The following is a 22658-nucleotide window of genomic DNA, read 5'->3' as shown; positions in this document are numbered from 1 at the left end:
CCCTGCCTATCCTTCTCTTTTTGAAAAACGAGGTGAAATCTTTCCGTTTTTACGGTCTCGATAAAAAATAAATCCTCCGATAAAAGCAAAACCAATGAAAAATAAAATTAGTCCTATAAGAAATTGCACGGATACGGATGAAAAAGGGGATTGGATGATATGGAAAAAAGCATCCCTCATTAATTTAATCCCAAATCCAGCAGTGAAGATTGGTAGTAATAAAATAAGTAGTGCAAAAAAACGCCCCATCTAGAAACCCTCCTAAAAACAACTCTTTCCATATTGTAGCTGAAAAAAAGACAAACGTACATGCCTTATAGTTGCATGATTTTTAAATTTGAGTAATAATATAAGAGTAGATTTTAGGACCTAGTCATAATTATAAAAAACCTTATGTATATAAAGTTGAAATTATCTGTGAAATCGCGTAGCCATAGGATTTAGAGCACGTGCGTGATATACTATTAATGCGCATTTTGCCAGGGAGATTAATGAAGAATCAGCTGAATTTACGGCTTGATTCGTATTTAAAGAGAGACATTTTGCGAAGATGCATGAGATAAAGAGAGAATCGTGCACGAAAAATCTGACCTTCCAAAAGACTAAAGGAGGAATCGCAATGAATCTTTTTCAAACGATGGAAACATATGACTATGAACAGGTGGTTGTTTGCCAGGACCGAACATCCGGCTTAAAAGCAATCATTGCTATTCATGACACAACATTGGGACCAGCACTCGGTGGAACAAGAATGTGGAATTATACAAGTGAAGAAGCTGCATTTGAAGATGCTTTGCGTCTTTCAAAAGGTATGACTTACAAAAATGCCGCAGCAGGATTAAATCTTGGTGGAGGAAAAACGGTCATCATTGGTGATCCTCGTAAAGATAAAAACGAAGAGATGTTCCGTGCATTCGGGCGATACATACAAGGACTAAATGGTCGTTACATTACGGCTGAAGATGTTGGAACAACAGTTGCTGATATGGATATTATTCATGAAGAAACAGATTATGTAACGGGTATTTCACCGGCATTTGGAGCTTCGGGCAACCCATCGCCAGTCACTGCTTATGGAGTATTTGTAGGGATGAAGGCTGCAGTTAAAGCGGCTTATGGAGATGAAAATCTTGCAGGTAAAAAAATCGCTGTTCAAGGTGTAGGAAACGTATCTTATCAGCTTTGTAAATACTTGCATGATGAAGGTGCAGAGTTAATTGTCACAGATATTTATGAGGCTGCAGCTAAGCGAGCAGTGGATGATTTTGGAGCACAATACGTAGCACCTGAAGAAATTTATAGCGTAGCATGCGATATCTTCTCACCAAATGCACTTGGAGCGATTATTAATGATGATACGCTTGCCCATTTAAAAGCAACGGTAGTAGCTGGTGCGGCAAACAATCAACTTAAAGAAGAGCGCCATGGCGAACGATTGATGGAGATGGGTATTGCGTATGCACCGGATTATGTGATTAATGCCGGGGGCGTTATTAACGTGGCAGACGAGCTTAAAGGCTATAACCGAGATCGCGCAATGAAAAAGGTCGAAGGAATTTACGATAATGTAGCGAAAGTTTTTGATATTGCCAAACGTGATCACGTCTCTACAAATGTAGCGGCAGACCGGATGGCTGAAGAGCGTATTGAACGGTTACGTCGTTCACGCAAACAGTTTGTACGAGATGGACATCATCTCCTATCTAGAGCGCGAGCTGGACAACAGAAATAAAACGATAGAATTAGAGGAGGAGACACCATGGCAGAAGACTATGATTTGGTTATTCTTGGCGGTGGAACAGGCGGCTATGTAGCAGCCATTAAAGCAGCTCAGGAAGGTCTAAAGACAGCGATCGTTGAACAAGGCAAACTCGGCGGGACGTGTCTGCATAAAGGGTGCATTCCAAGCAAAGCGCTTTTGAGAAGTGCAGAAGTGCTTAGAACAGCTCAAGAAGCTAGTGAGTTTGGTGTAAACACATCAGGTGTCTCCTTTGACTTTTCTAAGGCTCAAGTAAGGAAACAGAAAGTAGTGGACCAGCTTTACAAAGGGGTTCAATTTCTGATGAAGCGCGGTGACATTGATGTATATCAAGGGAAGGGCCGGCTTCTAGGTCCTTCAATCTTTTCACCGACACCTGGTACTATTTCGGTTGAACGAGAAAATGAAGAGAATGTTATGCTCATTGGAAAGAATGTCATTGTAGCGACAGGCTCATCACCACGTACCCTTCCTGGATTCACCATAGACGGGACGCATGTACTAACTTCTGACCATGCCCTGTCACTCGAGTATCTCCCAGCTTCTATCCTTATTGTAGGAGGAGGAGTTATTGGCGTGGAATGGGCATCGATGCTTGTAGATTTTGGTGTTGATGTGACAATTGTTGAATATGGAGAGAGAATTCTTCCAACAGAAGATCAAGACATTGCTCAAGAAGCAGCAAAGCAGCTGAAGGCAAGAGGAATTAAGATTGTCACTAATGTGGATCTTCAGTCAGATCAGTTGACCAAAGAAGAAAACAGCGTACAAGTGACTGGTCTTATTAATGGGGAGCAAACCTCATTCAAAGCAGAGAAACTATTAGTCTGTGTTGGACGAGCAGGGAATACGACAGACATAGGTTTACAGAATACAGATATTCAAGAAGAGCATGGTTTTATACAAGTGAATGAATTTGGACAAACGAAGGAGTCGCATATCTATGCGATAGGCGATGTAGTCGGTGGAATGCAATTGGCCCATGTTGCTTCACACGAGGGATTACTTGCTGTAGATCACATCCTAGGAAATGATCCAGTTCCGATTGATCCAGAGACGGTCCCGAGCTGCATCTATAGCTTTCCTGAAATCGCTTCTGTCGGTCTGACAGAGCAGCAGGCGAAGGAGAAGGGACTTTCAGTGAAAGTTGGTACATTCTCATTTCAAGCGATTGGAAAAGCGATTGTACAAGGTGATACAAATGGATTTGTGAAGCTGATTGCCAATCAAGAAAATGATGACCTAATTGGTGTTCATATAATTGGACCCCATGCAACTGAATTAATTTCAGAAGCGGCGTTGGCGAAAGTGCTGGATGCGGCAAGCTGGGAAGTTGCACGCACAATCCATCCGCACCCTACACTATCGGAAGTATTAGGAGAAGCAGCACTTGCTGCAAATGGAAAAGCGATACACGGTTAAATAAAAGCAGAGGAGGAGAGACAATGACTACAAATAAACATCAGTCACTTGGATTATCCGATGAAACAGTACTTGAAATGTATGAATGGATGCTTCATTCAAGAAGGTTAGATGAGCGATTATGGTTGCTAAATAGAGCAGGGAAAATCCCATTTACCATCTCATGTCAGGGACAGGAGGCAGCACAGGTTGGCGCTGCATTTGCTCTTGATCGACAAAAAGACTATGCATTGCCTTATTATCGAGACTTAGGTGTCGTGCTTGCATTTGGTATGACAACAAAAGACCTTATGTTGTCAGCCTTTGCAAAAGCCGAGGACCCGAACTCTGGTGGGCGTCAAATGCCAGGTCACTTTGGTCAATCTGCTAATCGAATTGTTACAGGTTCATCGCCTGTAACCACACAGGTTCCTCATGCTGTTGGCATCGCGCTCGCTGCTAAGATGGAGAAAAAGGATCTTGTCGTCTTTACTACATTTGGTGAAGGCTCTTCCAATCAAGGGGATTTCCATGAAGGGGCTAACTTTGCAGGTGTGCATAAGCTTCCAGTTATTTTGATGTGTGAAAACAATAAATACGCAATCTCAGTTCCAGCAGAAAAACAATTGGGTTGTGAGTTTGTTTCAGATCGGGCAATTGGTTATGGTATGCCTGGTGTGACGGTAGACGGGAATGATCCAATTGCTGTGTACGCAGCAGTGAAGGAAGCGGCTGATCGTGGACGTAGAGGCGAAGGAGCCACATTAATTGAGACGGTTTCTTATCGTTTGACCCCTCATTCTAGTGATGATGATGATCGTGCTTATCGCACAAGAGAAGAAGTTGAAGAAGCTAAAAGCAAGGACGCGCTTTTAACATTCCGTGACTATCTTTTAACTGAAGGTATTTTAACAGAAGAGAATGAGCAACAAATGGAACAGCAAATTGCAACGGTAATTGATGAGGCAACAGAGTATGCAGAACATGCTCCTTACGCTGATCCTGAAAGTTTACATCTGTATGTGTATGAAGAGCAGGAGGAGGCCAAATCATGACGGTTATATCCTACATAGAGTCCATCACACAAGCATTACGAGAAGAGATGGAACGTGACGATAAAGTATTTATCCTTGGAGAAGATGTCGGAACGCGCGGAGGAGTATTTCGTGCGACTGCTGGATTGTATGAGCAGTTTGGTGAAGAGCGTGTAATCGATACACCTCTTGCAGAATCGGCAATTGTTGGCGTTGGCATTGGTGCAGCGATGTATGGAATGCGACCGATCGCAGAGATTCAATTCGCTGATTTTATTATGCCAGCGGTGAATCAGATTGTTTCAGAGGCAGCTAAGATCAGGTATCGTTCAAATAACGACTGGCAAAGTCCCATTACGATTCGTGCTCCTTATGGTGGTGGTGTACATGGTGCTCTGTATCATTCTCAAAGTGTAGAGAAGATGTTTGCGGGAACTCCAGGCTTAAAAATTGTTATGCCATCTACTCCATATGACGCAAAAGGACTATTAAAAGCAGCTATACGTTCTAATGATCCCGTGTTATTTTTTGAACACAAACGAGCGTATCGATTAATTAAAGGGGAAGTTCCAGAAGAGGAATACACCCTACCTATTGGCAAAGCGGATGTAAAAAGAGAAGGTGATGACCTGACCGTCATTACCTATGGTTTAGCTGTGCACTTTGCATTACAGGCTGCTGAGAGATTAGAGAAGGATGGCATCAACACGCATATTCTTGATCTGCGTACGGTGTATCCACTCGATAAAGAAGCCATCATTGAAGCGGCTTCTAAAACAGGTAAGGTTCTTTTGGTCACAGAAGACAATATGGAAGGAAGCATTATTGGAGAAGTAGCAGCTATCATTGCTGAACATTGTCTATTTGACCTTGATGCCCCAATTAAACGTCTAGCTGGTCCTGATACACCGGCGATGCCTTACGCACCTACAATGGAAAAAGAATTTATGATTAATCCGGATAAAGTGGAACGTGCGATGAGAGAACTGGCAGAGTTTTAAGAGAAAGGAGTGAAGAAGATGGCAACGGAAATGAAGATGCCTCAATTAGGTGAAAGCGTCACGGAGGGGACCATTACGAAGTGGTTGGTCAAACCAGGTGACATGGTGAAGAAGTATGAACCGATTGCAGAGGTAATGACAGATAAGGTAAATGCTGAAGTTCCTTCTTCTTATACTGGAACGTTAAAAGAGTTGCTTGTACAAGAGGATGAAACCGTAAGTGTTGGAACGGTTATTTGCTCAGTAGAGACAGCAGAGGCAACGGATCAAGCGCTAAAAGCAGTTGAGACAGTAAAAGAAGACAAGCCTGATGCAACTGTTTCTGAAGAAAAGGATCTTTCTCAAAAAAACCGGTATTCACCTGCCGTGTTAAAGCTATCACAAGAGCATTCAATTGACTTAACACGAGTAGAAGGAACCGGTAAATCAGGCAGAATTACTCGTAAAGATCTTGAGAAGATGATTTCAGTCGGTGGTCAAACACAAACGACACCAGAAGAAGTACCAAGTAAGCAAGTGGCTAGAGAAGAAGCGCCTATCCGTTCGCAAGAGACAGTCACCTCAACGGGTGATATTGAAATCCCAGTAACGGGTATTCGTAAGGCGATTGCAGCTAACATGGTTCGTAGTAAACATGAGGCGCCTCATGCTTGGACAATGGTGGAAGTAGATGTCACACGACTTGTTCAGCACCGTAATAAAGTGAAAGCAGATTTCAAAGCAAAAGAAGGCTACAATCTGACCTTTTTACCCTTCTTTATGAAAGCTATTGTGGAAGCACTGAAGGAATTTCCAGAAGTGAATTCTATGTGGGCAGGAGATAAAATTATCCGTAAAAAAGATATTAACATTTCCATGGCCGTATCAACGGATGACGCTTTATATGTTCCGGTTATTCATCAAGCAGATGACAAATCAATCAAAGGGCTTGCGAAAAGCATTCATGAGCTTGCTGGCAAGGTACGTACGGGTAAACTTAGTAGTGCAGATTCTCAAGGAGGAACCTTCACAATTAACAACACGGGTTCTTTTGGTTCTATACAGTCTGCTCCGATTATTAACTACCCACAGGCGGCAATTTTATCCATTGAATCGATTGTGAAACGTCCAGTGGTCATTGAGCAGCCAGAAGGGGATTCGATTGCTATTCGTCATATGGTGAACCTTTGCTTATCTCTGGATCATCGGATTTTAGACGGGTTAGTCTGCGGACAATTCCTTGCATCCATTAAGAAAAAGCTTGAACAGTTTTCGGCTGAATAAATGTATTGAGAAGAACTCCTCACATTCGGGGAGTTTTTCTCGTCATATTAGAGCACATCTATTGGTTTTTACAACTATTCAAGGTAAAATAACAGGCAAGGAAAGATAAAAAGGAGAGTGCGTAACGTGGACTTTAATTTTTTTATAAATGATGTCGTTCAAGGTGCTAGACAAGAAATGGTTGAATCAGGCTATCAAGAGCTAACAACACCCGAAGATGTGGATACAGTTCTACAACAAAAAGGAACGTCTCTTGTTATGATTAACTCAGTCTGCGGATGTGCTGGAGGAATTGCTAGACCAACCGCTGCTTATATGAAGAATTACGAAACGAAACCAGATCGCTTTTTGACCGTCTTTGCCGGCCAAGATAAAGAAGCCACGGCAAAAGCACGTGAATACTTCAAAGGCTATGCACCTTCATCTCCTTCTTTTGCTTTATTAAAAGACGGTGAGATCCAAATGATGGTTGAGCGCCATGAGATTGAAGGACATGAACCGATCCAAGTGGTTCAAAAGCTTGAGGAAGCATTTGATCAATACTGTAAGACAAACGCTTAATTCATAAGAGAGTCAACAGTGGACATGAATAAATGTTCACTGTTTTTTTGTGCCTTGGTAAAGAACGAATTCCTCTTGTTATAGAATTGAAGCTTCTTGCTATCGATACTGTCCTCTTAATGAATCTCTGTTAGTCTTGGTCTAATTCTCAATGGTCTTGTTCATAGGCTTTATGACTTGGTGAATCTTGTTCTAACTAGATATATGGAAAATCGCTCTTGATAAAAGATGGTTTGGCTAACAACTTATCTATCCTTGAGAACTCTTCCACTCAATACTGACTCGAAGTTTCAAAATGTGCTATAATTAGCCGGAAAGAATTAAAGGAGTGTAGATAAAATGCAGGATTTATATGATCAAATTCAAGTGTATTTAAATATGGAAGAAGAGATTCCATTTAAAGAATTCCAAGGGTTCTACAAAAAGGTCATTGATCGTCTGGCGGCTGAAGGATCAGAACTAGAGGAAGAGTCACTATGGAAAGTTCTTTTTGTAGTGGAGAATGTAATCTCTAATGCAGAAGGTCGCGCGAATGATACTAAAGGTAGTGAGTCTAAGAAATACGCTAAAATGGCAAGTAGACTTCAACTTTGGGCAAAGAACTTTGGCGCTCGTTTAGGAACAGCTGGTTATACAGAAGATGACATTAACGAACGATTCAGTGAGATGTTTGCTGAAGGCGAAAAGCTGCATTCTTAAAAGGCTAGGGAGGGGAAATAGATTGACATGAACCTCCCTTTTAAGATATAGTTATTTTTGTCGCTAACGCAACATGCGCCTATGGTGAAAGGGATATCATTCAAGATTCCGATTCTTGCGTTGTAGGTTCGAGTCCTACTAGGCGCGTTTTCATACGAGAAAAATCTGCCCTTATAGTAGGGCAGATTTTTTTATAACGTAAAAAGAAAGACTCTCTGGCATGATTCGCAGAGAGTCTTTTTATTGATCTTTAGAGTAATCCGACCATTTCCAAACCATGCTTAATGCCATCATCGTCTACAGCTTTTGTAACATAATTGGCTGCGTCTTTCACAACTTGTGGGGCATTACCCATTGCAACGCCGTGACCAACTTGGCTCAGCATCTCTAGGTCATTTCGTTCGTCGCCAAATGCATACACTTGATCTATTGTGAAGCCTAGTCTTTTGATTAATTCTTTAATCCCAACGGCTTTTGAACCATTAGTTGGGATAACATCAACGGAAGATGGGTGCCAACGAACAAAACGAATCGCATCAAAGGTCTCTACGTATTCTTTTTCTTCGCCTACTGTACAGAAAAGTAAGGTTTGAAAAAGGTCACGTTCCTTGTGGAAGTGGGGATCGTTTTCAGGAGGACGAACTTTTAAGCTATTTAAGCTTTCTTCAATAGCTGGGTGATCAGAAATATTTGAACGCATCGTTTCATGGTTCATATAGACCAATGGATGATTACGTTTTGCTGCAAATTCAGTTAGTTGTTCAATGGAAGCTGAGTGTAATGGATTCGTAAATATAGCTTCACCTTTGTATACCACATATTGCCCGTTAAAGCTGACATAGGAATCAATGTTCAACTCTTTGCGAAGATCCTCAAAGAAAAAAGGAGGACGTCCTGTTGCAATCGCTACCTCGTGGCCAGCTTGTTGTAATGCTTGGATAGAGCTTTTGGTTGATGCCGGAAGTTCTTTGTTGTGGTCTAATAATGTACCATCAATATCAAAAAAAATCATCGCTTTTTCCATTGTATCACTCTCTTTATCTAATGTTATATGGTATGGCTTCTATGTAACTGTATTATAGCTTAGCAAGGGTGTCAATTCACATCCAGTGGAGTTGAACAAGCTGACGAATGAGAGGGTAGCATGGTATACTACTCATACCTAAAAGGCGTATTGAATGTAGAAGAGGTGAGTGAATCAATGGAAGATCATCATAAAACCGTTCATCATCGGACAGCGATGAGCAAGGATCAATTGACTAATCGCTTAAAGAGAATTGAAGGGCAGGTAAGAGGTATTCAAAAAATGGTGGAAGATGACAGATACTGTGTGGACATCCTCACACAAATCTCAGCCATTAATGCTGCCATGAAAAAAGTAAGTTTGCAGTTACTTGAGGATCACTCCAAACACTGTGTAGCCGATGCGATCAAAGATGGAGATGGAGATCAGGCGATAGAAGAATTGATGAGTGTAGTTGAACGATTTACAAAAGCATAACAAAGCGCAAGCAGGATGATCCGCTTGCGCTTTGTTTGTGTATGAAGTTAAGGGAAATGTAAGCTTTCATCTTCCGTGTGGTACGTAGCTAATTCGGATTGATCTTCATAAACAAACGTAATCGTACCATTTGGAGCGTGTGTTTTTAGATCGAGAGAGTTGATCATTGATTCTGCCATTTGAGTCACATGAAATTCGCGTTCTTCATCTGATGGTAGTTTTAAACCGTCAGTTACTACCGCATAAACATGATCCCAATCTTCGTTTTCTAACTGAATAGAAAGGAGTTGATTGGAAAATTCATGTTGTAAAGAAGAGATTGCTTCCTGAAACTGTTCGCTTTCAACTTCTGAATAAGGAGGATCAGCAATCTCATCTTCCCCAAGCTCCGTTGAAGTAGTGTCAGTGTCTTCACTTGTTTCGTTCCCAGCGTCTTCATTTGTTTCATCAGATGCCGTGTCTCCACCAGCTGAAACGACGGCTTCCTCTGCTTCGCTTGTTTCAATTGTTTCCTCTGTAGAATCAGAATCCTCATGATCTTGAGTAGGTTCATCCGTTTCAGCATCTGCGACGTCTTCCGTCTCCGTCTCTGCCTCATCCTCTACTTCGGTTTGTTCAGGTGCTTCTGTTATGTTTGATTCTTCATTTACATCAGTGTCCGTTTGATCTGTGTCATTGGCGGTTTGACCACATGCAGCTAAGGCCATGATTGAAACAGATAGAAGTATTAGTACTTTCTTCATAGTCACTACCTCCTTAATTATCCTATACTTTTATCATACATCAAAAGTCATAGTAAAAATAGCAGAATTCGACTTGTCTCACTCGAAATCTGTGAGTTGAACTCAAAGTAGAGATGTTTTGAACCAACCAGTTCACTTTTCACTTTTCTTCTTACACTACTTTGTGCGAAACTAATAGGAAGTAATCGAAAAGTTATGAATTATTTACGTTCGGGAAAAGTCACCATTCTTGCCGCCAGATTTGTGGCTAAGATAGGTTTGACCGATGACCATCCCTTTATCTAGTGCTTTGCACATATCGTAGACAGTTAACGCACAAACACTTGCGGCGGATAGCGCCTCCATTTCAACGCCTGTGCTTCCTTTTGTTTTGACAGTCACGTCGATTTGTAGCTGATGGTCTTCTTTCAGTTGAAGCCACTCAAATTGAATATCTACGCCACTAATGGGGATTGGATGACACATAGGTATTAGCGTGGACGTTTGCTTTGCTGCCATAATGCCTGCAACTTGAGCAACAGCAAGCACATCTCCTTTTTTCATTTGGTTGGATGTAATGCCCTGATAAATAGATTTATTTACAGTAATACTGGAGTGAGCTGTGGCTGATCGATGACTTTCTTGTTTATCGGTTATATCGACCATTTTGGCACGACCTTGATTATTAAAATGTGTAAATTCAGACATTGGTATAGGACACCTCTTTTTTTCTACATTTGAACGTATTGTACCATGTCGACAATTGTATAAATAGATAGAATGGATGGAGTGAAACGAGTGGTAGAGAAGCGAACCCCAATATCGGTTAGCGAAGCAGTTAAAAAAGTAATCAAAATACGCCTGGGACAAGAGACTGAACTCGTTCATCTGCATGGTGCGTATCGTAGAACATTAGCTGAAGATCTTATTGCCAAGCATTCAGTTCCACCATTTGATCGTTCGCCCTATGACGGGTTTGCCATTCGTTCAGAGGATTCATCTGAGGCAAGTAGAGATCACCCTAAGACGTTTCGGGTCATTGAGACCATTGGCGCAGGGTCCGTGTGCTCTCAACATGTTCAACCAGGTGAAGCCGTTCGAATTATGACTGGAGCAATGCTTCCAATTGAGTGTGATGCCATTGTGATGCTGGAATTAGCGGACGCTTTTTCTAAAGATGAAATCGACTATATGACGATTAAACGTGCGTTCCCATCTGGTCATAACATCTCATATAAAGGAGAAGATGTAGGGGAAGGGACCGTTTTAATCCAAAAAGGTACGGTCATAAATCCAGGAACAAGTGCGCTTTTAGCAACTTTTGGATACGAGTATGTGAAGGTCGCCAAAAAACCAACAATAGGGGTTTATGCAACGGGCTCAGAGTTATTAGATCTGGGAGATTCGCTTGAACCGGGTAAAATTCGCAACAGTAATACGCACATGCTGTTAGCTCAAATCGAACGTGCTGGAGCCATCCCAAGGTATTTAGGCAGCTTACCAGATGAGTTTGATCGTTGTTACACCAAGATTAAAGAAACAGCAGAGCAGGTGGATATGTTAATCACAACGGGTGGTGTATCCGTAGGGGATTTTGATCTGCTTCCTGAGGTCTATGCTAAACTTGAAGCAGACGTTTTATTTAACAAAATCGCGATGCGACCAGGAAGTGTAACAACCGTTGCTGTCTGGCAAGATACGTTACTGTTTGGTTTATCAGGAAATCCTTCAGCCTGTTATGTAGGATTCGAGGTTTTTGTTCGGCCTGTGATTGGAATGAGTTTATTCCAGGAAAAACCTCACCTTAAAAAAGTAAAGGCTACACTCATTGAATCTTTCCCAAAAGCGAATCCGTTTACGCGTTTTGTTCCTAGTCACGTCACTTATTCAAACGATCGGATACAGGTTTCGCCTAGTGGATTTAATAAATCGAGTGCGGTTAGCTCACTAGCTAAAACAGAGGCATTTATGATGTTGCCAGGTGGAACAAGAGGATACGAATCAGGTGATGTTGTGGATGTCCTTCTACTTGAAACAGCGGAAGGTAGCGAGTGGCCATGGGATTAAACCCTGTCATCCTTCAGGTAGTTGGTTACCAAAATAGCGGGAAAACTACGTTGGTTTGCCGGTTAATTGAGGAAGCCTCTAAACAAAAATTACGAGTTGGAACAATCAAACATCATGGACATGGAGGAGCACCTATTTCCAAACCTATTAAAGATAGTGACAAACATTATGCAGCTGGTGCGGCCATTAGCGCGGTTGAAGGAGACGGCGTTATGCACCTAACAGCCCAGCTAGATGAAACGGATCCTGAGTTTATGCTCAGTTTTCTAACACGACTGCCGTTAGATGTAATTTTGATTGAAGGGTATAAAGCTTGGCATTATCCAAAGGTTGTTTTGTTGAGAGATGAAAAAGATGAGGAGCTTTTAGATCAAGTCAATCAAACCATTGCCGTGATCAGTCAGCAACAACCAACCTATTCAATGGACTTTCCTTTTTTTAATAGACAAGACGAGCAGAGCTACCTTTCCTGGCTACTTGAGTATATAAGGGGGCAAAAACATGAATGAGTCATTCTATTCTGTTACCAAGGACCAGCTAAATATAGAGACGATTACACAGAAAGTCATACGTAGAGAAGCTGGAGCTGTTGTCACATTTACAGGCACTGTAAGGGAATTTACTCAAGGGAGAAAGACTCTTTCCTTACGATATGATGCCTACCAATCGATGGCCGTTAAACAACTACAGCGAATTGGGGAAGAGATTAACGAACGATGGCCAGATGCGTTATCGGCTATTTGGCACCGAACTGGTCATCTACAAATATCCGACATAGCTGTTGTGATAGCCGTGTCAACGCCACATCGAAAAGATGCATACGCGGCAAACGAATATGCAATTGAGCGGATCAAGCAAATCGTGCCAATTTGGAAAAAAGAGCAATGGGAAGATGGTAGTGAATGGATTGGGAATCAGCTTGAGACAGTTTCAGGGGTTCCAGAGGAGGAAAAATAGATGATCACTGTTAAATGTTTTGCTCATCTAGAAGAGCAAATAGGCTCACACACTCTTGAGTTTTCGTATAAAGAGAAAACGGTTGAGGCATTATTAGATGAATTGCAAATAACATACTCTATTAACTTAGACTCGATTATGGTTGCAGTGAATGAAGAATATGCTGACCAAAAGACAATCATACAGGATGGGGATATTTTGGCGCTTATTCCTCCGGTAAGTGGAGGGTAATCCTTTATGTCTGCCAAAGCCAAACGAGTAGGGATTGTTTTAGCTGGAGGAGAGTCATCTAGATTTGACGGTGAGAAGGCTTTTGCTGTCTATCAAAATCGTCGTTTCTATAAAAGAATCGTAGATGCGCTATCTGCTCATGTTGATCAAACGATTCTAGTTAGTCGATCTGATCTTACATCATACTTTTCTACAGAAGAAAATCTGGTCATCATCGAAGACGTGGATGTTTTTGCTGGAAAAGGACCTTTGGCAGGCATATACAGTGCGATGATGAAATTTCCTGCCGAGTGGTACGTCGTAATGGCTGTTGATATGCCCCTTTTGGATTCTAAAGCAATCGAATCACTGATTCAATTCCAAGATAACACCATACAAGCAGTTGTTCCAATTGTGAACGATCGCATTCAACCACTAGCTGCCTTATATCAACATGATTGTTTTCCTTCTGTATATTCGCAGCTTCAAGCCGGTCAGTATCGAATGATGAATTTTCTGAGTAGCGTCACAACGCGTTATGTGGACGCACTCGAGTTGGGGATTCCAATCGAAAAATTTAGTAACATCAATGATGATCCTACCTATCAAGCATTACGTAAGGAGGATTAAGCTAATTGCTGGAAAGGAGTGTAACGATGTCTTCAGTAACAGATACGTTAGGTCGACCGCTTCGTGATATTCGAATTTCTGTAACGGATCAATGTAACTTTAGATGTTCTTATTGCATGCCAGCAGAGATATTTGGCCCTGATTATGCCTTTTTACCTCCGGAAGACTATTTAACCTTTGCTGAAATTGAACGAGTGGTAAAAGCCGCAGCATCTCTTGGTGTGGAGAAGGTTCGTATAACAGGAGGAGAACCCCTGCTACGCAAGGACTTGCCTACATTAGTTAACAAACTTACCCGAATTGAGGGTATAAAGGATGTCGCGCTTACGACCAATGCTGTTTTTCTACCAAAGCATGCACGTGCTCTAAAGGAAGCAGGGCTTAAACGGGTGAATGTAAGCTTAGATGCCATAGATGATGAAGTTTTTAAGAAAATGAACGGACGAAATGTTGGCATCAAACCCGTATTAAAGGGGATTGAAGCGGCAAAAGAAGCTGGCTTAGACGTGAAGATTAATATGGTTGTACAAAAACATGTGAATGATCATCAGGTCATTCCGATGGCTGCGTTTTTTAAAGGGAAAAATGTGACATTACGTTTTATCGAATTTATGGATGTTGGCAGTACAAATGGATGGAAGTTAGATTCTGTTATAACCAAAAAAGAGATTATCTCATTGCTTCAAAGTCATTTTGGTGTCCGTTCACTAGAACCATCCTATTATGGGGAAGTGGCCAGCCGGTATGCATTTACAGATTCATCTGGTGAGATAGGGGTCATTTCTTCTGTATCTCAGTCCTTTTGTTCATCCTGTACTAGAGCAAGAGTTTCTGTTGAAGGCAAACTTTTTACTTGTTTATTCGCAACAAAAGGGCATGATCTTCGTGCGATCATGCGTGGAGATACAAATCAAGAGCACAGTATGGAGGATGAACTAAGAAGAATTTGGAAGAAGCGCAGCGATCGTTATTCCGATGAACGCACAGAGGAATCGTCAGCCAACCGTCCAAAAATTGAAATGTCTTATATCGGTGGTTAATGAAGACAAAAAGGAGAATAAGCATGACAGCTCATACATCTACCCGTTCAGTGGCCTGTAAAATCATCACAGTTAGTGATACAAGAACAAAGGAAACAGATAAAAGTGGGGCTGCGATTTCAACGCTACTTTTACAATCTGGCCATGTGGTTGTTAGTCATGATATTGTGAAAGACGACAAAACTTCTATTCAATCTGCTATTGAAGAAGGACTTACCTCTCCATCGGTTGAAGCCATTTTATTAAATGGCGGAACTGGGGTATCAAAACGTGATGTGACCTATGAGGTCGTTGAGAAACTGCTCGAAAAGCAGTTGCCTGGATTTGGTGAGTTGTTTCGTTATATCAGTTACCAGTATGATATTGGATCAGCAGCCATGCTTTCAAGAGCAATTGCAGGAACAGTTGAAGGGAAAGCGGTGTTTTCGATGCCAGGTTCAACAGGTGCTGTAACGTTAGCTATGGAGAAATTAATTCTTCTGCAGCTTAGTCATATCATTCAAGAATTAAATAAGTAAAATCGGGATGATTCCCGAGAAGAAAATTGTAAGCGTATACAAATAAGTTTAAGTGATTTAGTGTGAGGGTAAAATATAAAAAGACTGAATCTAGAGATTATTCAAAAAGAAAGGAGACGTGAGTTTGTGTCAAAACAAATCAATATTCAGATGAATGATAAAGAGGTTCAAATGACAGAAGGCCAGACCGCCCTACAACTTTTAAAGGAACAGGAGGTTGATATTCCAACAGTTTGCTATCATCCAAGTCTTGGACCAATTGAAACCTGTGATACGTGTATTATCGAAGTGAACGGCGAGTTTGTCCGTTCATGCTCAACAGAATTAAAAGAAGGTGATGTTCTTCAAACAGAGGACAAGCATATTAAAGAGGCCCAAACCATTGCAATGGATCGAATCCTCGTAAATCATGAGCTTTATTGTACCGTTTGTGATTACAACAACGGAGGCTGTGAGATACATAATACAGTAAAAGATATGAAGATTAATCATCAAAGTGTACCTTTTGCGCACAAACCTTATGAGGTGGATCACTCAAATCCATTTTACCGATATGACCCGGATCAGTGTATTTTATGTGGTCGTTGTGTAGAGGCATGTCAAGATGTACAAGTAACTGAAACCCTTTCTATTGATTGGGAGAGAGAAAAACCGCGTGTGATTTGGGATAAAGACACACCAATCAATGAATCCTCCTGTGTATCCTGTGGACATTGTTCAACCGTCTGCCCTTGTAATGCGATGATGGAGACCGGTATGGAGGGAGAGGCTGGATTTTTGACTGCAATTGCCAAAAAGACACTTCGTCCAATGATTGAAACTACAAAAAATGTTGAAACGGGTTATGGTTCAATTCTCGCTATATCAGATATGGAAGCTGCCATGCGGGAAGAGCATATTGAGAAAACAAAAACTGTTTGTACATATTGCGGTGTAGGATGTGCCTTTGATATATGGACAAAAGACCGCAAAATTTTAAAAGTGGAGCCACAAATTGAAGCGCCTGCAAATGGAATTTCAACCTGTATTAAGGGGAAATTCGGCTGGGACTTTGTGAACAGCGAAGAACGCCTGACGAAACCCCTAATCCGAGATGGAAATGAGTTCCGCGAGGCGGAGTGGGAAGAAGCTCTTTCTCTTATTGAAAGTAAATTTAAAGAGACTAGAGAGACGTATGGACCTGACTCCATGGCTTTTATTAGTTCATCAAAATGTACGAACGAGGAATCCTATTTGATGCAAAAACTATCTAGAGCTGTAGTAGGCACAAATAATATCGATAATTGTTCGAGATATTGTCAATCGCCTGCTACCATGGGATTATTTCGTACGGTTGGATACGGTGGAGATTCAGGGTCAATTACGGATATTGAACAGTCTGAACTCGTATTAGCGATTGGAACGAACACGGCAGAATCACACCCTGTTCTTGCTACTCGTGTAAAACGTTCTCATAAACTGAAAGGTCAAACCTTATTTGTTGCTGACTTACGCAAACATGAGATGGCAGAGCGGGCAGACCTGTTTATTCAGCCATCATCGGGTAGTGACCTAGTCTGGTTATCTGCTATTACTAAATATATCGTAGACCAAGGCTGGCAAGATCAGACATTCCTTGATCGTCGAGTGAATGATTTAGAAGAGTACATCGCAAGTCTAGCTCCATACACACTTGATTACGCCGAAGAGGTCACGGGAGTTTCTAAGGATACACTTATCTTTATGGCTGAGCGCATTGCTGAGGTGAATACAGTGTGTGTGTTGTGGGCGATGGGCGTAACCCAGCACCTTGGTGGTAGTGACACAAGTACAGCTATATCCAACCTTCTTTTGATTACGGGTAATTATGGTAAGCCTGGAGCAGGAAGCTATCCGTTACGTGGTCATAATAATGTACAGGGGGCCAGCGACTTTGGTAGCATGCCGGATCGATTCCCTAGTTATGAGAAAGTGACTGATGAAAAAGTCCGTAAAAAGTATGAACAAGGTTGGTCAGTATCTCTGCCAGAGGAACCAGGTTTAAATAACCACGAAATGATCGATGCGGTTCATGAAGGTCATTTAAAGCTGATGTATTTAAAGGGAGAAGATATGGGGCTTGTCGATTCGAATCTAAACTATGTACACGAAGCGTTTGAAAAGCTTGATTTTTTTGTGGTACAAGATATCTTTTTATCAAAAACTGCTCAATATGCTGATGTTGTTTTACCTGCTAGTCCAAGTCTTGAGAAGGAAGGGACCTTTACCAATACAGAACGACGTTTCCAACGTCTATATCAAGCACTTGAACCACTCGGAGATTCTAAGCCAGATTGGCAGATTATTATGGAAGTAGCAAACAGAATGGGTGCAGAGTGGTCGTACAGCCATCCAAGCGAAATTATGGATGAAGCCGCATCACTAGCCCCGTTATTTGCGGGAGTTTCCTACGAGAGGCTTGAAGGGTATAACAGTCTTCAATGGCCAGTTGCAGCTGATGGAACAGATCAACCGGTGTTATTTTTAGATGAGTTTCCGTTCCCGGATGGAAAAGCCAAACTATTCCCTGTTGAATGGACAAAACCATTGGAGTATGGAGAAGAATATGATTTACATGTAAACAACGGACGACTGTTAGAGCATTTCCATGAGGGAAATATGACCTACAAATCGAAAGGGATTACCTCAAAAACACCAACTGTTTTTCTTGAGGTGTCGCCTGAATTAGCTGAAGAACGAGGGCTCAATGACGGAACGTTAGTGAGACTAACGTCACCATATGGAAACGTGAAAGTGGAATGTCTTATTACTGATCGAGTAAAAGGTAAAGAAGTTTACTTGCCACTTAATGATGCTGGTGAAGGAGCCATAAATTATCTGACTAGCAGTTATGCAGATAAGGACACGGATACACCTGCCTACAAAGAAGTCAGCGCCAAGCTTGAGATATTGAGGGAAAAAGGTGAGTCACCTCTTCCACGTATTAACCACCGAAACGGAAATCCGCAACCTCAAATTGGTGTTGCGATTGAGAAAAAATGGCAGAGAGATGATTACACTTTCCCTGGAGATCTGGTGAAAAAGGAGTCGAAATAACATGGCCAAAGCAACGACTACTATTCGTCGAGCGACTTATAGTGAGCAGGAGATAAGAGAAAAAGAAGTTCTCGAACTTCAACAGCTGTTAGTGGAGCATAAGGATGCTGTTCAAGAAACGTTTGAAATCATTCAGCATATGCAGGACCGAAAAATTCTGCCTATGCTAACTGCTCTTTTTAGTGAGGGAGATCAGGTGATGGATATTCTGGCCAAAACAGTCGATAATCCGGAAACAGCTCGCTCGGTAAAGAACCTGTTACTAATGGCAGGTGTGCTAGGCACCTTAAATGTACAGCAACTTGAACCTATTGTTTTAAAGATCAATCAAGGAATTGCAAGGGTTGCAGAATTTGAAAAAGTCGAAAATCAATCAAGTTACCTCACACTTTTACGAGCCTTAAAGGATACCGAATTCCGCAATGCACTTAATCTCTCGGTAGCATTCTTAAAAGGTATGGGAGAAGATCAGGATGACAAGGAACGGACAACAAAACGACCGGAAGAGCAAGTAGATCAAGACCATCAGGTAGATACAAAGTACGAAGCAGAAGAGGAAGAGTCTAAAGCTTACCCACCAAAATTAAATACATGGAAATGGGCAGCGGCAGCCGCGGGTCTATCACTTTTAACTGTTACTATAGCTCTTGGAAAGAAAGCTTTAGCTGAAAATAACTAGAAGGAAGTGTACAGAAGGGAGCAGGTGTAATGGGGAAAACGAAAAACCGCTGGCTGATTGCATTGGCAGCTGTAGGTATTCACATCTCGATTGGTTCCGTCTACTCGTGGAGTGTATTCACAAATCCGTTAAGCGATCAGCATGATTGGAGCTTGAGTGAGGTTCAACTGACGTTTAGTATTGCTATACTTTTTCTAGGGTTATCTGCTGCCTTTATGGGCCATTTTGTTGAGAAATATGGACCACGAAAATCGGGTCTTTTGGCTACCGTATGTTTTGGGATTGGAATTCTTGGTTCAGGCTTTGCAAATGAAATTGGATCTCTTTATTTATTGTATTTCTTTTATGGGATGCTCGGGGGTATCGGGCTTGGTATTGGTTATATCACACCAGTGTCCTCTCTAGTAAAGTGGTTCCCTGATAGGCGAGGGCTCGCAACAGGTCTAGCCATTATGGGGTTTGGTTTTGCTTCCTTAATTGCTAGTCCAGTGTTTGAAGCATTAATCAATTGGGTTGGCATATCTTGGACCTTTTTTATAACAGGTGGTATTTACTTTGTTCTTATGTTAGCTTCCTCTTTATATTTGGCTCCACCACCTAAAGGGTGGGAACCAAAATCTATGAAAGAAGACAAACAAAAGGAAAAGAAAAAACAGAAGAAAGAAGCGCCTCGTGATCTAGCACAACTTACAGCGAATCAAGCTGTAAAAACGGTTCGTTTTTGGGCGTTGTGGGCTATGTTATTTATTAATGTTTCCTGTGGGATTGCCATTATTTCAGTGGCTTCACCTATGGCACAGGATTTGGCTGGACTATCAGCTGCTGCCGCAGCGACTATGGTTGGAATTATGGGATTGTTTAATGGATTTGGTCGCCTTGGCTGGGCGTCCATATCAGATTATATAGGAAGGCCAAATGTTTACACTGCTTTTTTTGCTATTCAGCTTGTGGCATTTGCTCTGTTACCAATCGTCTCAAATGAGTATGGCTTCCAAATTCTCATTTTTATTATTTTATCTTGTTATGGTGGAGGTTTTGCAGCAATTCCTGCGTTTATAGGAGATGTTTTTGGTACAAAACAGCTAGGGGCCATTCATGGTTACATTTTAACAGCTTGGGCAGCTGCGGGGCTTGTTGGACCATTAATCGTTGCGTATCTGCGTGAGACAACAGAAAGTTATTCATTAACGATGTATATTTTTGCCGGTGCTTTTGCTGTCGCATTAGTTATCTCTCTGATGATCCGGGTAAACATAAGGAAAATACGGAAACTAGCATAATTTGAAAGAGAGAAAGGTTGAATTTTATGGAAACAGCAAAAGTTACAACCCGCTCTATACGTAGGTATTCATCAGAAGGTATCTCAGAAGTGGAAGACACAGTAGCAGCAGAATATGCCCTTACTTTAAAGATTAACGGAAATGAAATAGTGACGATGGTTTGCACTCCGGATTATCTTGAAGATTTAGCTATAGGGTATTTGATCTCAGAGGGTATTATTAAAAAGTATTCAGATATAAAAAGCTTGAGAATAGACGAGAAAGGCGGATTCATACATGTTGAATCCATTCGGTTAAATCCTCTTTTTCATCAACTTCAACAAAAACGCTATTTGACCTCCTGCTGCGGTGGCAGCAGGCAGGGTTTTGTATTTGCACACGATGCGTTAATAGCGAAAAAAATGATAAAACAAACGGTTCAGCTTAAGGCAAAGGACTGTTTTTATTATATGAATCAACTCCAAGATGCTGCGTACACCTTTAAACAAACAGGTGGCGTGCATAATGCTGCATTATGTAACGAGCAAGGGATGATACTTAGTAGAATGGACATTGGCCGACATAATGCACTTGATAAGCTTTATGGATACTGTCTTAGACATGACCTATCTTTAGACGGTTCATTTTTGCTTTTTAGTGGACGTATTTCTTCTGAAATACTATTAAAAGCAGCAAAGATTGGTTGTGAACTTGTGCTCTCAAAATCAGCTCCAACAGAAAGGGCGTTAGATCTTGCCGAAGAGTTAGGTATAACAACGGTAGGTTTCATACGAAATCAATCATTTAATGTCTATACGTGCCCAGATCGAATAACGTAAGAAAATAATTTTTATGTGTTGTTTCGCAATATTTCTAACATTATAGGTATCTTGAATTCTTCATTTTTGATAAGATAGCAGTTAAGGCAAAAAAGACTTGCCTGTTTAGTGGGTTTGATTTCTACCCTTCTTGTAATTCTTGAAGTTATGCTTTGGTTTGTTTATGAAAATAAGTATAGTGATATAAATTTTCGAGTTTGATTTTACAGCTTTCTATAAAGGAAGTAGGATAGTTAGCCGATAGTAGAGTGTAAATAGAATGTTGTAGATTTATGTAGATTTATGGTATCATCTTTATGTTTAGTGCGTTCTAAGGTAATATTTATAAATGTATAATTATAACTACCCGATGTATATGTATATAGTACTTGTATGTAAAGCGAAAAAGTGAGGTTTAATTATGGAAAAGAATTCTCGAAAGCAAAGGCGAGGGAAGCGTAAATCAAAACGCGTACTCAAGGTTTTGCTTGCATTAGCATCTATATTCCTTTTAGTTGTCGTCAGTGGAGCAGGTTATCTCTACTTGAAAGCAAAAAGCGCAGAAAACGAATTTCATTCAACATTAGAACGTGGAGAGAAATCAGAGCTTCGTACTGAAGCAGTGGATGTTGGGAAGCATAACTTTTCAGTCCTATTGCTAGGTGACGATGCAAGACCTGGTGAAGATCATGCTCGTACGGATGCAATTCTGGTCGCAACATTTAACCGATCGGAACGTTCTATTATTCTGACAAGTATACCGCGAGATTCATATGTTGAAATCGCAGGACGAGGCACTCAGGATAAAATTAATCATGCGAATGCTTTTGGCGGGATTGATATGACGGTTGCAACCGTAGAAAATTTCTTAGATATCCCAATTGATTATTATGCAACAGTAAAATTCGATGGCTTTAAAGATATTGTTGATGCATTAGATGGCATTGATGTGGACGTAAAGTACACATTTGATTTCACAGAAGGCGGTCAGACTCTTAACTTTACAGAAGGTCCGACTGAGTTGGATGGTGAACATGCCTTAGCATACACACGTGAGCGTAAAAGCGCGAATAGTGGTGGAGATTTTGGGCGTGGACAGCGTCAAGCACAAGTAATGGCTGCGATTATTGACAAAGCTGCTTCTTTCCAAAGCATTGATAATTTCGGAAGAGTTTTTGACAGTTTGGGTAGCACATTAAGAACAGATCTATCCTTTGCGAATCTAGTTGCATTACATGGATATGCAGGATCTATTAGTGAAATTGAGCAATTTCAGCTTGAAGGTGAACCATTTAGAGGGACTGACGGGGTTAGTTATGTCAGAGTAGATGAAACGTCTTTAGCTAACACACAAAACATGCTTCAAGAACATCTAGGATTACAGCAATCATCACCAACTGTTGCTGATTAATCGTAAAGGGGAACCCTGCTCTCGGAGCGGGGTTCTTTTTTTGTTTGAAAAGT

General features: G+C 41.2%; 24 protein-coding genes and 1 tRNA gene. 21 read left to right on the top strand and 4 right to left on the bottom strand.

Annotated features, from left to right (window positions below):
- Positions 1-6 precede the first annotated feature (6 nt).
- Positions 7-249: a DUF2627 domain-containing protein gene (locus J2S05_RS18260; protein ID WP_306985360.1), complete on the bottom strand. Its 243-nt coding sequence runs from the start codon at positions 247-249 to the stop codon at positions 7-9.
- A gap of 370 nt (positions 250-619) precedes the next feature.
- On the opposite strand from J2S05_RS18260, the gene J2S05_RS18255 reads away from it, so the two are divergent.
- The 8 genes from J2S05_RS18255 to J2S05_RS18220 all read left to right on the top strand — a co-directional run bounded on the left by J2S05_RS18255 (position 620) and on the right by J2S05_RS18220 (position 7865).
- A complete protein-coding gene (locus J2S05_RS18255) occupies positions 620-1732 on the top strand; it encodes a Glu/Leu/Phe/Val family dehydrogenase (RefSeq protein WP_306985358.1) in 1113 nt (370 codons plus the stop codon).
- Positions 1733-1759: 27 nt separating this feature from the next.
- Positions 1760-3181 (top strand): dihydrolipoyl dehydrogenase, encoded by a 1422-nt coding sequence (gene lpdA / locus J2S05_RS18250; RefSeq protein ID WP_306985356.1) that lies wholly within the window; start codon positions 1760-1762, stop codon positions 3179-3181.
- Between the two features lie 23 nt (positions 3182-3204).
- The gene (locus tag J2S05_RS18245; RefSeq protein WP_306985354.1) at positions 3205-4215 is read left to right on the top strand and encodes a thiamine pyrophosphate-dependent dehydrogenase E1 component subunit alpha; all 1011 of its coding nucleotides are present in this window, start codon (positions 3205-3207) and stop codon (positions 4213-4215) included.
- Positions 4212-5195, top strand: a complete 984-nt coding sequence (locus J2S05_RS18240; protein ID WP_306985352.1) for an alpha-ketoacid dehydrogenase subunit beta — start codon at positions 4212-4214, stop codon at positions 5193-5195. Before J2S05_RS18245 ends, J2S05_RS18240 begins: the two co-directional genes overlap by 4 nt.
- 18 nt (positions 5196-5213) lie before the next feature.
- Positions 5214-6458, top strand: coding sequence for a dihydrolipoamide acetyltransferase family protein (locus J2S05_RS18235; RefSeq protein ID WP_306985350.1), 1245 nt, complete (start codon positions 5214-5216; stop codon positions 6456-6458).
- A gap of 126 nt (positions 6459-6584) precedes the next feature.
- Positions 6585-7019, top strand: coding sequence for a BrxA/BrxB family bacilliredoxin (locus J2S05_RS18230; protein WP_306985348.1), 435 nt, complete (start codon positions 6585-6587; stop codon positions 7017-7019).
- A gap of 339 nt (positions 7020-7358) precedes the next feature.
- Positions 7359-7718, top strand: a complete 360-nt coding sequence (locus J2S05_RS18225; protein ID WP_306985346.1) for a hypothetical protein — start codon at positions 7359-7361, stop codon at positions 7716-7718.
- A gap of 75 nt (positions 7719-7793) precedes the next feature.
- Positions 7794-7865 (top strand) — tRNA-Arg (locus J2S05_RS18220).
- 103 nt (positions 7866-7968) lie between these two features.
- On the opposite strand, the gene J2S05_RS18215 is transcribed toward J2S05_RS18220, so the two are convergent.
- Positions 7969-8742 carry a Cof-type HAD-IIB family hydrolase gene (locus J2S05_RS18215; protein WP_306985344.1) on the bottom strand — a complete coding sequence of 258 codons (774 nt, stop codon included), beginning with the start codon at positions 8740-8742 and terminating at the stop codon, positions 7969-7971.
- 177 nt (positions 8743-8919) lie between these two features.
- Here J2S05_RS18215 and J2S05_RS18210 point away from each other — a divergent pair, with 177 nt between their 5' ends.
- A complete protein-coding gene (locus J2S05_RS18210; RefSeq protein ID WP_306985551.1) occupies positions 8920-9219 on the top strand; it encodes a metal-sensing transcriptional repressor in 300 nt (99 codons plus the stop codon).
- 47 nt (positions 9220-9266) lie between these two features.
- Here the strand turns inward: J2S05_RS18210 and J2S05_RS18205 are convergent, their stop codons facing one another.
- Both J2S05_RS18205 and moaC read right to left on the bottom strand, forming a co-directional pair.
- On the bottom strand, positions 9267-9962 hold the full coding sequence (locus J2S05_RS18205; RefSeq protein WP_306985342.1) for a hypothetical protein: 696 nt from the start codon (positions 9960-9962) through the stop codon (positions 9267-9269).
- Between the two features lie 204 nt (positions 9963-10166).
- Positions 10167-10649, bottom strand: coding sequence for a cyclic pyranopterin monophosphate synthase MoaC (moaC, locus tag J2S05_RS18200; protein ID WP_306985341.1), 483 nt, complete (start codon positions 10647-10649; stop codon positions 10167-10169).
- 90 nt (positions 10650-10739) lie between these two features.
- On the opposite strand from moaC, the gene J2S05_RS18195 reads away from it, so the two are divergent.
- From J2S05_RS18195 to J2S05_RS18140, 12 genes are all read left to right on the top strand, one after another.
- Positions 10740-12008, top strand: a complete 1269-nt coding sequence (locus J2S05_RS18195) for a molybdopterin molybdotransferase MoeA (RefSeq protein ID WP_306985340.1) — start codon at positions 10740-10742, stop codon at positions 12006-12008.
- On the top strand, positions 11999-12517 hold the full coding sequence (gene mobB / locus J2S05_RS18190; protein ID WP_306985549.1) for a molybdopterin-guanine dinucleotide biosynthesis protein B: 519 nt from the start codon (positions 11999-12001) through the stop codon (positions 12515-12517). Before J2S05_RS18195 ends, mobB begins: the two co-directional genes overlap by 10 nt.
- Positions 12510-12965 carry a molybdenum cofactor biosynthesis protein MoaE gene (locus tag J2S05_RS18185; RefSeq protein WP_306985339.1) on the top strand — a complete coding sequence of 152 codons (456 nt, stop codon included), beginning with the start codon at positions 12510-12512 and terminating at the stop codon, positions 12963-12965. Before mobB ends, J2S05_RS18185 begins: the two co-directional genes overlap by 8 nt.
- Positions 12966-13196 (top strand): MoaD/ThiS family protein, encoded by a 231-nt coding sequence (locus tag J2S05_RS18180; protein WP_306985336.1) that lies wholly within the window; start codon positions 12966-12968, stop codon positions 13194-13196.
- 6 nt (positions 13197-13202) lie between these two features.
- Positions 13203-13805 (top strand): molybdenum cofactor guanylyltransferase, encoded by a 603-nt coding sequence (locus J2S05_RS18175; protein WP_306985334.1) that lies wholly within the window; start codon positions 13203-13205, stop codon positions 13803-13805.
- Between the two features lie 26 nt (positions 13806-13831).
- Complete coding sequence (gene moaA, locus J2S05_RS18170; RefSeq protein ID WP_306985332.1) at positions 13832-14845, top strand: GTP 3',8-cyclase MoaA; 1014 nt, start codon at positions 13832-13834, stop codon at positions 14843-14845.
- A 17-nt stretch (positions 14846-14862) separates the two neighbouring features.
- Positions 14863-15363, top strand: coding sequence for a MogA/MoaB family molybdenum cofactor biosynthesis protein (locus tag J2S05_RS18165; RefSeq protein ID WP_306985547.1), 501 nt, complete (start codon positions 14863-14865; stop codon positions 15361-15363).
- A 126-nt stretch (positions 15364-15489) separates the two neighbouring features.
- Complete coding sequence (gene fdhF, locus J2S05_RS18160) at positions 15490-18438, top strand: formate dehydrogenase subunit alpha (protein ID WP_306985330.1); 2949 nt, start codon at positions 15490-15492, stop codon at positions 18436-18438.
- A 1-nt stretch (position 18439) separates the two neighbouring features.
- Positions 18440-19117 carry a helical membrane plugin domain-containing protein gene (locus tag J2S05_RS18155; RefSeq protein ID WP_306985328.1) on the top strand — a complete coding sequence of 226 codons (678 nt, stop codon included), beginning with the start codon at positions 18440-18442 and terminating at the stop codon, positions 19115-19117.
- A 29-nt stretch (positions 19118-19146) separates the two neighbouring features.
- On the top strand, positions 19147-20397 hold the full coding sequence (locus J2S05_RS18150; RefSeq protein WP_306985326.1) for an L-lactate MFS transporter: 1251 nt from the start codon (positions 19147-19149) through the stop codon (positions 20395-20397).
- A gap of 26 nt (positions 20398-20423) precedes the next feature.
- Positions 20424-21215, top strand: a complete 792-nt coding sequence (fdhD, locus tag J2S05_RS18145; protein WP_306985324.1) for a formate dehydrogenase accessory sulfurtransferase FdhD — start codon at positions 20424-20426, stop codon at positions 21213-21215.
- Positions 21216-21615: 400 nt separating this feature from the next.
- The gene (locus J2S05_RS18140) at positions 21616-22605 is read left to right on the top strand and encodes an LCP family glycopolymer transferase (RefSeq protein ID WP_306985322.1); all 990 of its coding nucleotides are present in this window, start codon (positions 21616-21618) and stop codon (positions 22603-22605) included.
- The last annotated feature ends 53 nt before the right edge of the window (positions 22606-22658 follow it).

Origin of the sequence: Alkalicoccobacillus murimartini (assembly GCF_030813245.1) — a bacterium.
Taxonomy (GTDB): Bacteria; Bacillota; Bacilli; order Bacillales; family Bacillaceae_D; genus Alkalicoccobacillus; species Alkalicoccobacillus murimartini.
The sequence above is the reverse complement of the archived record's forward strand: the minus strand, read 5'-3'. Positions and strand labels throughout refer to the sequence as shown.

Bases quoted from the DNA above. Each gene is read 5' to 3' on its own strand.
- J2S05_RS18260 (WP_306985360.1), bottom strand. From the start codon at position 249: ATGGGGCGTTTTTTTGCACTACTTATTTTATTACTACCAATCTTCACT.
- J2S05_RS18255 (WP_306985358.1), top strand. From the start codon at position 620: ATGAATCTTTTTCAAACGATGGAAACATATGACTATGAACAGGTGGTT.
- lpdA (WP_306985356.1), top strand. From the start codon at position 1,760: ATGGCAGAAGACTATGATTTGGTTATTCTTGGCGGTGGAACAGGCGGC.
- J2S05_RS18245 (WP_306985354.1), top strand. From the start codon at position 3,205: ATGACTACAAATAAACATCAGTCACTTGGATTATCCGATGAAACAGTA.
- J2S05_RS18240 (WP_306985352.1), top strand. From the start codon at position 4,212: ATGACGGTTATATCCTACATAGAGTCCATCACACAAGCATTACGAGAA.
- J2S05_RS18235 (WP_306985350.1), top strand. From the start codon at position 5,214: ATGGCAACGGAAATGAAGATGCCTCAATTAGGTGAAAGCGTCACGGAG.
- J2S05_RS18225 (WP_306985346.1), top strand. From the start codon at position 7,359: ATGCAGGATTTATATGATCAAATTCAAGTGTATTTAAATATGGAAGAA.
- J2S05_RS18215 (WP_306985344.1), bottom strand. From the start codon at position 8,742: ATGGAAAAAGCGATGATTTTTTTTGATATTGATGGTACATTATTAGAC.
- J2S05_RS18210 (WP_306985551.1), top strand. From the start codon at position 8,920: ATGGAAGATCATCATAAAACCGTTCATCATCGGACAGCGATGAGCAAG.
- J2S05_RS18205 (WP_306985342.1), bottom strand. From the start codon at position 9,962: ATGAAGAAAGTACTAATACTTCTATCTGTTTCAATCATGGCCTTAGCT.
- moaC (WP_306985341.1), bottom strand. From the start codon at position 10,649: ATGTCTGAATTTACACATTTTAATAATCAAGGTCGTGCCAAAATGGTC.
- mobB (WP_306985549.1), top strand. From the start codon at position 11,999: ATGGGATTAAACCCTGTCATCCTTCAGGTAGTTGGTTACCAAAATAGC.
- J2S05_RS18185 (WP_306985339.1), top strand. From the start codon at position 12,510: ATGAATGAGTCATTCTATTCTGTTACCAAGGACCAGCTAAATATAGAG.
- J2S05_RS18180 (WP_306985336.1), top strand. From the start codon at position 12,966: ATGATCACTGTTAAATGTTTTGCTCATCTAGAAGAGCAAATAGGCTCA.
- J2S05_RS18175 (WP_306985334.1), top strand. From the start codon at position 13,203: ATGTCTGCCAAAGCCAAACGAGTAGGGATTGTTTTAGCTGGAGGAGAG.
- moaA (WP_306985332.1), top strand. From the start codon at position 13,832: ATGTCTTCAGTAACAGATACGTTAGGTCGACCGCTTCGTGATATTCGA.
- J2S05_RS18155 (WP_306985328.1), top strand. From the start codon at position 18,440: ATGGCCAAAGCAACGACTACTATTCGTCGAGCGACTTATAGTGAGCAG.
- J2S05_RS18150 (WP_306985326.1), top strand. From the start codon at position 19,147: ATGGGGAAAACGAAAAACCGCTGGCTGATTGCATTGGCAGCTGTAGGT.
- fdhD (WP_306985324.1), top strand. From the start codon at position 20,424: ATGGAAACAGCAAAAGTTACAACCCGCTCTATACGTAGGTATTCATCA.
- J2S05_RS18140 (WP_306985322.1), top strand. From the start codon at position 21,616: ATGGAAAAGAATTCTCGAAAGCAAAGGCGAGGGAAGCGTAAATCAAAA.